General features: G+C 69.0%; 7 protein-coding genes and 1 tRNA gene. 1 reads left to right on the forward strand and 7 read right to left on the reverse strand.

The features are described 5' to 3' along the window. Nucleotides 1-180: 180 nt before the first annotated feature. The gene (locus D7Y21_RS38745) at nt 181-1,251 is read right to left on the reverse strand and encodes a carbohydrate-binding protein (protein WP_121718385.1); all 1,071 of its coding nucleotides are present in this window, start codon (nt 1,249-1,251) and stop codon (nt 181-183) included. A 391-nt stretch (nt 1,252-1,642) separates the two neighbouring features. On the opposite strand from D7Y21_RS38745, the gene D7Y21_RS38750 reads away from it, so the two are divergent. Continuing rightward, nucleotides 1,643-2,608, forward strand: a complete 966-nt coding sequence (locus tag D7Y21_RS38750; protein WP_370039901.1) for a TerC family protein — start codon at nt 1,643-1,645, stop codon at nt 2,606-2,608. Nucleotides 2,609-2,707: 99 nt separating this feature from the next. Here the strand turns inward: D7Y21_RS38750 and D7Y21_RS38755 are convergent, their stop codons facing one another. From D7Y21_RS38755 to D7Y21_RS38780, 6 genes are all read right to left on the reverse strand, one after another. Then, nucleotides 2,708-2,998, reverse strand: a complete 291-nt coding sequence (locus D7Y21_RS38755; RefSeq protein WP_199735582.1) for a hypothetical protein — start codon at nt 2,996-2,998, stop codon at nt 2,708-2,710. 236 nt (nt 2,999-3,234) lie between these two features. Continuing rightward, nucleotides 3,235-3,306 (reverse strand) — tRNA-Val (locus D7Y21_RS38760). Nucleotides 3,307-3,392: 86 nt separating this feature from the next. Next, on the reverse strand, nt 3,393-3,677 hold the full coding sequence (locus D7Y21_RS38765; RefSeq protein WP_121718387.1) for a hypothetical protein: 285 nt from the start codon (nt 3,675-3,677) through the stop codon (nt 3,393-3,395). A 19-nt stretch (nt 3,678-3,696) separates the two neighbouring features. Further along, nucleotides 3,697-4,122, reverse strand: a complete 426-nt coding sequence (locus D7Y21_RS38770) for a hypothetical protein (RefSeq protein ID WP_120568017.1) — start codon at nt 4,120-4,122, stop codon at nt 3,697-3,699. 9 nt (nt 4,123-4,131) lie between these two features. Continuing rightward, nucleotides 4,132-5,754 carry an Hsp70 family protein gene (locus D7Y21_RS38775; protein WP_120568030.1) on the reverse strand — a complete coding sequence of 541 codons (1,623 nt, stop codon included), beginning with the start codon at nt 5,752-5,754 and terminating at the stop codon, nt 4,132-4,134. Between the two features lie 154 nt (nt 5,755-5,908). Beyond that, nucleotides 5,909-7,957 carry an ATP-dependent helicase gene (locus tag D7Y21_RS38780; RefSeq protein WP_370039902.1) on the reverse strand — a complete coding sequence of 683 codons (2,049 nt, stop codon included), beginning with the start codon at nt 7,955-7,957 and terminating at the stop codon, nt 5,909-5,911. Between the last annotated feature and the right edge of the window lie 3 nt (nt 7,958-7,960).

A 7,960-nucleotide genomic window follows, 5' to 3' on the forward strand; every position in this document is an offset into this window, starting at 1 on the left:
AACTGCTCTGGGTACGCACCTTCTCCACCGTGGAGGCACTCCGACAGGCGCTGCTGGAGTGGGCCCACCGGTACAACGAGCACTGGCTGCTGGAGCGCCACCATTTCCGCTCGCCGAGTCAGGCCCGGCGAGCGCTGATGCAGTCGAAGCAGGCGGCCTGATTACAACCAACCTGGTGTCTCAACAATCCGGTGCGGTACAGATCTCCCGGACGCTCAGCCACTTGAAGTCCACGTCCGTGGCGTTGTCCCAGCGGAACGTGGCGATGGGGCCGCCCCAGGTAATGGGCATGGCGCCCACGGAGCCACCGCAGTGCTGGGCGTCCCCGCCCCATTTCCCGTCGTCGGTCATGTCGTAGACCTTGGTCCAGGTGACCTTGTCGGCGTTGTCGTTGAGGTACAGCTCCAGCTTCACCGCGTCCCCGCCCTTCGCACCCGGCACGTTGTGCATGACGGCCTTGAAGCCCACCCAACGGCCCTTCAGCGCGGAGGTGGCCGGCTTGTACGGCGCCTGGTCGTAGGACACGTGCCAGGTCTCCTTCTCCCAGCGCACGCGGCCGTCGTAGTGCAGGCCGCCCTTGTAGCTGCTGCCCTCGCAGCCGGAGTTGTTGTCGTTGTGCTTCCCGCCGCGCGCGTACCAGGCGAAGTTGTCCTGGTTGTTGTTCACCGCGTTGACCTTCACGAAGCCGGTCATCTCGATGTTCTTCCAGTCGTTGGCCGCCTGCATGTAGCCACGGCTCGCCAGCACGTCGCGGTCATACGTGGAGATCTGCTTCGCGTCGTAGCCCGAGGCCGGGAAGGCGCTCATGCGCACCTTCGTGCTCTTCATCTTCCAGGAGCCGTCCGCGTTGCGCGTGATGGTGCCCTGGGGATCGAAGCGCTTGTCCGCCGTCGCGTTGTCGGCGAGCGCCCAGGACTCACCGCCCGGCAGTGAGGGGTACAGCATCGTCACGCCGAAGCCGTCCACACCCGAAGGAGCGGGGGCCGGCGTGTCCTCCGGCGGAGCGGTGGGCGTGGGCGTGGGCACCGTGGGGTCCGGCGGGGCCTCCGTCTCCGAGGGGACGGGCTCCGGCGTGCCCTCCGGCTCGGGGGCCGGCGTGGGCGTGGCAGGGACGCCAGGGGCAGGACTGGGCGCGGGGGTGCTCACCTCGTCGGTCGGGGGCGTCGTGTCGCCTTCGGGGCTCGCGCCACAACCAAAAGCATGAAGCGCCAGCAGCAGCGCGCTGGACGTGAAGACAAATCGGTTCCGCATCGGGCAGGGGGTTTCCGTGCACGGGGGCCCTCGAGACGGGCAACGGCCGCGACGCCTTCGCCGGCGGCCTCGTCACCCACGCTCCACGCCTCCGGGCGCACGTGCCACGGGCGGTTCGAGCGCTCGGCTGGTCTCAACGGCCCGGTGAAAGCGTTCTCCAGCCGGGGTCTTTCAAACCGCGGAGGAAGTGAACACTTCCCCTGGCGACAAGGGCCGCCAGAGCCCCCGGCGGGACGCCTGCCTCCGGTGATACTTCCGTTTTCCCGAAGTATCGCGTCCGGATTCTCTATTTGCCGAAGATAGCCCGCCCTCCTATTTGAGAGGGGTTGGCTCCCCGTGCCTTTCCCAGGTGAACGTCTTGGAATCATTCCAAACCATCGGCAGCCCCATCATGTGGGGCGGCTTCATCGCATTTGTCTTCGCGATGCTCGCGCTGGACCTGGGTGTGTTCCACCGCAAGGCTCACACGGTGAGCTTCAAGGAGGCCGGGGCCTGGAGCGCGGTGTGGGTGAGCCTGTCGCTGGTGTTCAACGCCTTCCTGTGGTGGCGCTACGGCGCCGGGCCGGGCATGGAGTTCCTCACCGGCTACCTCATCGAGAAGTCGCTCTCCGTCGACAACATCTTCGTCTTCGTCGTCATCTTCTCCACGATGAAGGTCCCGGCCCTGTACCAGCACCGGGTCCTCTTCTGGGGCATCCTGAGCGCGCTGGTGTTGCGCGCGGCGATGATCTTCGCGGGCGTGGCGATGCTGGAGCGCTTCCACTGGCTCATCTACGTCTTCGGCGCCTTCCTCATCATCACGGGCGTGAAGCTCTTCATCCAGCGCAACCACGAGGAGCACCCGGAGGACGGCTGGCTGATGCGCACCGCCCGGCGGGTCATCCCGTCCACGCCGCACTTCGACGGGCAGCACTTCCTCACGGTGGAGAACGGCCGCAAGCTGGCGACGCCGCTGCTGATGGCGCTGATGCTGGTGGAGGCGTCCGACGTGCTCTTCGCGCTGGACTCCATTCCCGCCATCTTCGCGGTGACGCGCGACCCGTTCATCGTCTTCACGTCGAACATCTTCGCCATCCTGGGCCTGCGCTCGCTCTTCTTCCTGATGGCCGGGGCGATGGAGAAGTTCTCCTACCTGAAGGTCGGCCTGTCCGGCGTGCTCGTCTTCGTGGGCGCGAAGATGGCGCTGGTGGACGTGGTGCACCTGTCCCCGGCCGTCTCCCTGGGCGTCATCGCGCTGGTGCTGGGCGGCAGCATCGTGGCCTCGCTGGTGAAGGCCCGGAACACGCCTCCGCACGCGCCCAATGGTGAGGCGACTTCAGACGTGAGCCGCGACGCGGCGGCCCCCGCGAAGAGCTGACGCTCCCGCGGAACCAGACTTTTTCCGGCTGTGGGTCCCATGGGGTGTGGGGCTCCGGGCCCGGGCCCTCGAAGCACATGGGGGCTCGGGCCTCTTTTTTCAGTGGGCTCTTGAGAGCTCCATGAACTCCAGCCAGGAGCGGATGGCGTCCTCGAACTCCTCCAGGGGCAGATCCTGGGAGCGGCCGGGGATGGCCACCTCGCTGTGGATGGAGGCCCGGGCCCGGTTGAGCTCCACGCTCCAGGTCTCCCCGGTGACGTCCCACCGCTCCCGCTGTCCCTGCCGCAGCGCCGCCAGCTCGCGCAGCATCCCCTGCGCCCGGTTCGCATCCGGCCGCAGCTCCTGGGCGAGGTAGTCCGCCAGCACGTCGTCGGGCGGCAGGCCACTCACGACCGCCCGTCCCTGCTGATCCCACGTGAATCGCAATGTCCTGGGCACGGCCGTGAAGGTCGCACAGACCGCGGATCGCCGGCCACGCCCCGCCCCCGCCGATTGCGCCGGAACCCGACACTGCGGCCCGGCCGCGTGCGGCAGCCAACGGGCGGCTCCGCCCGGCGAACGGCGACTGTCAGGAGGTGGAAAAGCGAAAGGCCGTGAGCCCCTGAGGACTCACGGCCTTTCTTGAGTGGGCGCGGCAGGTTTCGAACCTGCGACCCCTGCCGTGTGAAGGCAGTGCTCTACCGCTGAGCTACGCGCCCTGCTGTCTGTGCCGCCCGCCGCGCGACCGCTGCGCAACGAACGCGGCGGTAAATGCCATTCGCCTGCGCAGGTGTCAACGCCTTTTCTAGGAGGACTCTTCCGACAGCGCCTCCAGCTTCTCGTCCAGCTCGCGCAGGCGGCGCTTGAGGCCCGCGAGCTGCTTCCCCACGGCCTTGAAGTCCCCCTTCGGCGCGAAGTGCAGGGCCTTCATGACCTCTTCCTGCCCGCGGTCCAGGGCCTGCTTGCCGCGCTGGACGCGGCCAATGGCCTGGGCCAGGGCCATGGCGCGCTTCTCGTCGGCCATGAGCTTCTCCATGGCCATGCTGGACAGCCCCAGCGCCTGCTTCTTCAAGTCGTCCCGGATGCCCATGGTGGCGGTCCTCTGGCCCTCAGGGGCCGTCGGGGAACTCGGTCTTCAGCGCGGCGAAGACGCGGTCGGCGATGCCCTTGTAGCGCATGCGTTCGATGAGCGGCTGCAGGTCCCCCCGCATGGAGATGCGGCGCTTGAGCACCGCCTCCACCGGGTCCAGCGTGCCCAGCAGGAGCTGCTTCCAGACGGAGTACGGCGCGCGGGCCAGGTACACCGGCTCCAGCTCGTCCAGGTCGTCCGGATCCGACAGCACACGGGCCCGCTTGATGTCGCAGTCCCCGGGCTCCACGTGGATGACGAAGGACGTGTCCAGCTTGCCCTTCTCCGCCTCGATGACGGCCCCGAAGTCGCCCTTCCATCCCTTGCCGGCGATGGCGCACTCCGGATCTGCATTGGTGAGCCGGACGGCTTCGTCCAGCCATTCCTTCGACGGAAACTTCGGCATCGCGCCTCCCTACCCCCTACGGAAGATGCTCTTGATGCTGGAGAAGAGGCCGCGGTCGTCGCTCGGCCCGCTGCTGCTCGACGGAGCAGCCGGCGTGTTGCGCGAGGCGACTTCCTGCAGGGCCTTCTTCAACTGCTCGGGCGTGTCGCGGGTGGCCAGATCCACCTTGCGCGACATGCCGCTCGCGTCCTCCACCTGCACCTGGAGGAGACACTCCTCGGTGAGGCGGAAGTCGATCTTCCGGCCCGCGGCTGCGGCCGGCACGCGGACGGTGCCCAGGTACTCGTTGTCCACCATCAGGTCGCTGTCGCCCTGGTAGATGTCCAGCTCGATGAACTGCGCGCCCGGCTGCTGCGGCGGCGGCAGGCGGAAGCTCTTCACCATGGGGATCAGCGAGTTCTTCTCGATGATGCGCTTCACGCGGCCGTTGGGCATCGCGTAGCCAATGGGCATGGACAGCGCGTCCAGCAGCGTCACCGCGTCGATGCTGCCCAGCGAATCCCCCAGCAGCGCGGCGCCCAGCGCCACGCACTCGTCCGGGTGCACGCCCTTGCGCGGGGCCTTGCCGAAGTGGGCCTGGATCTTCTGCTGCACCAGCGGCATGCGGCTCTGGCCGCCCACCAGGATGATCTCGTCGATCTCCGAGCGGCTGATGCCCTTCTCCGCGAGCACGCGGTCGCAGATGTCGAAGGTGCGGTCCACCAGGTCGCCGGTGAGGTTGTTGAGGTAGTCGCGGGTCAGCGGGATGCGCAGGTCCAGCGGCTTGCCCTTGCGCTCTTCGATGTAGGGCAGGTCGATGACGACGTTCGGGATGAGCGTCAGGTCGATCTTCGCCGCCTCGGCGGCGTTCTTGATGCGCTGGAGGGCGATGGGGCTTTCGGTCAGGTCGACCTTGGTCTCGTCGCGGAAGCGCTCCAGCACGTACTCCATGATGCGGTTGTCGAAGTCCGCGCCGCCCAGGAAGGAGTCGCCGCCCGTGGCCAGCACCTCGAAGACGTTGCCGGCCAGGTGCAGCACGCTGACGTCGAAGGTGCCGCCGCCCAGGTCATAAACGAGGACCTTCTGATCCAGGCCCCGGTTGAACCCGTAGGCCAGCGCCGCGGCGGTGGGCTCGTTGACGATGCGCTTCACGTCGAAGCCGGCCAGCCGCCCGGCCTCCTTCACCGCGTTGCGCTGGTTGTCGTTGTAGTACGCGGGGACGGAGATGACGGCCGCGTCGATGGGGCCGCCCAGGAACTGCTCGGCGATGGTCTTCAGCTGCGACAGCACGAAGCTGGAGACCTGCGGCAGCGTGTAGAGCTTGCCGCCCAGGGTGACGGCGGTGTCCCCGTTGGCGTCCTCGACGATGTCGTAGGGGAAGTACCCCTTGAGGTCCTCCACCGCCTTCGAATGGTACTTGCGGCCGATCAGACGCTTGGTGCCCCAGAGCGTGTTCTTGGGGTTGGTCACCATCTGATCCTTGGCGACGCCGCCGACCAGCAGGTCGTTCTTGGCGGACAGCGCGACCACGGAGGGCAGGATGAGGTTGCCGCGGTCCGTGGGGACGATCTTCGGGATGCGGTTGCGCACGGACGCCACCAGGGTGTTGGTGGTGCCCAGGTCAATCCCGACGATGCGAGGTCTGTCCGCCATGAAGGTCAACGTGCACGGCTCAGGGGGAGAGGCCGCGCCCGTCCTCACTCTCTAGCACGTCGAGGCGTCGCGTGCGCGTTTCTAGGCGGACGCTTCCTCCCTGACTGTAGTTCTGGCCAGCCTGCCCACCAGGTGGGCTGATTCCGGGCCCGGCCTACAGCTCCCGGTCGGGATCCGGCCCCAGGTCGCGCAGGCGGATCGGCCCGTCGGGCTCCGGGGGCGGCAGGGTGTCACACACCGCGTCAGGGCCCCCCGGCAGCTCGGCCAGGAAGCGGGACGGGGTGAGCAGCAGCCGTCCGTCCTCCCGGGGCAGCGAGGTGTGGGGGTACACGAGCCACAGCGCCTCCCGGGCCCGGGTGACGGCGACATAGAAGAGGCGGCGCTCCTCCTCCTCGTTCTCCGGGTCGCGCGTGGCGAGCGACAGGGGGAAGCGCCCGTCGGTGAGGCCCAGCACGAAGACGGTCCGCCACTCCAGCCCCTTGGCCTGATGGACCGTGGTGAGGGTGAGCACGTCGTCCGGGGCCTCGCCTTCGCCCTCCAGGGCGGCCCGGGCGGAGAACTCGGCCACCAGGGCGATGGCGGACAGGAAGCGGGGCACGTCCTCGAAGCGGCCGGCGAACTCCTGGAGCTGGCGCAGGTCCTCCGCGCGGGGGTCCGCCCCGTCCGGGGTGGCCGGGGGCTCGCGCGCCGCCAGCACCTCCGCGAGCAGCGCGCCCGGGCTCCCCGGGCTCTGGCCCCCTCCAGCGGACAGCCTGGTCATCAGGGTCTGGAAGCGCTGGAAGCCGGCCTGCGCCTTGCGCGGCACCTGGGCCTGGACTTCCGGGTGGGCCAGCGCGTCCGCGAGGGACAGCTCCGGGGGCAGCGCGGCCAGGGCGGTCCACAGGTGTTCCGTGCTGGCGGTGCCCACACCGGTGAGCCGCCGCGCGAGCCGCTTGAAGGCCAGCTCGTCGGTCCGGTTGTGCGCCCATCTCAGGTTGGCGAGCGCGTCCTTGACGTGGGACTGCTCGAAGAAGCGCACCCCGGAGCGCACTCGGAACGGCAGCCCGTGGCGCGTCAGCTCCAGTTGGAGCTCCAGCGAGTGCAGGTGGGCGCGGTACAGCACCGCCATGGACTCCAAACGCTCACCCCGGGCGCGCAGCTCCAGGATGCGCTCGGCGACAAAGGCGGCCTGGGCCTTCACGTCGCGGGTGGGCACCACCTGGGGCACGGGGCCGGGGGCGCCGTCGGACACGAGCGCCTTGGGGAACTGGCGGGTGTTGCGCGCGATGACGGCGTTGGCCAGCCGCAGCACCTGGGGCGTGGAGCGGTAGTTGCGCGTGAGCGGATAGATGCCGCAGCCGGGGTAGCGCTGGGGAAAGTCGATGATGTTGGTGAACTCCGCGCCCCGAAAGCTGTAGATGGACTGGCAGTCGTCGCCCACGACGGTGAGGTTGCGGCGCTCGCCCACGAGCAGGTCCACGAGGTCGCCCTGGAGGCGGTTCGTGTCCTGGTACTCGTCCACGAGCACGCCCTGGAAGCGCCCGGTGAGCTCCGCGCGGATGGACGGGTGGTCCTCCAGGAGCCGCTTCAGGTGCGCCAGCAGGTCGTCGTAGTCCATCAGGTGCAGCTGCGCCTTGCGCTGCTGGAAGCGGCGCGCGGTGGCGAACACCTCCGGGGCCACGGGCAGCATCTCCCTGCGCCGGTCCACCAGCACCTGAGACACGGGCTGCTGGAGGTTGGTGGCAAGGGAGACCAGGTCCAACAGCGCGTCCGGACGCGGGAAGCGCTTGTCGCTGCGCAGCTTCCGCTCCGCCAGACACGTGGCCATCAGGTCGCGCGCGTCCTCGCGGTCCAGCACCGTGAAGCCGGTGGAGAAGCCCAGCGCGCCCGCGTGCTGGCGCAGGAGCACGTGCGCCGCGTGGTGGAAGGTGCCGCCGAGGAGACTGCCCACGTCCGCGAAGCCGCCGGCCAGCTCCTCCACGCGGCGGATCATCTCGCGCGCGGCCTTGTTGGTGAACGTGAGCAGCAGCAGCGACGACGGCGGGACGCCCCGCTCCAGCATGCGCGCCACGCGGTACGTGAGCGTGCGCGTCTTGCCGGAGCCTGCCCCGGCGATCACGAGCACAGGCCCCTCCCCTGCTTCGACGGCCGCGCGCTGCTCGTCGTTGAGCGCGCCATCCAGGTCCAGACGGCGCGAGGGCGCTCCGGCGGGGACGGCGTGGATCAG

It is taken from the genome of Corallococcus sp. AB045 (assembly GCF_003668895.1).
Lineage (GTDB): Bacteria > Myxococcota > Myxococcia > Myxococcales > Myxococcaceae > Corallococcus > Corallococcus coralloides.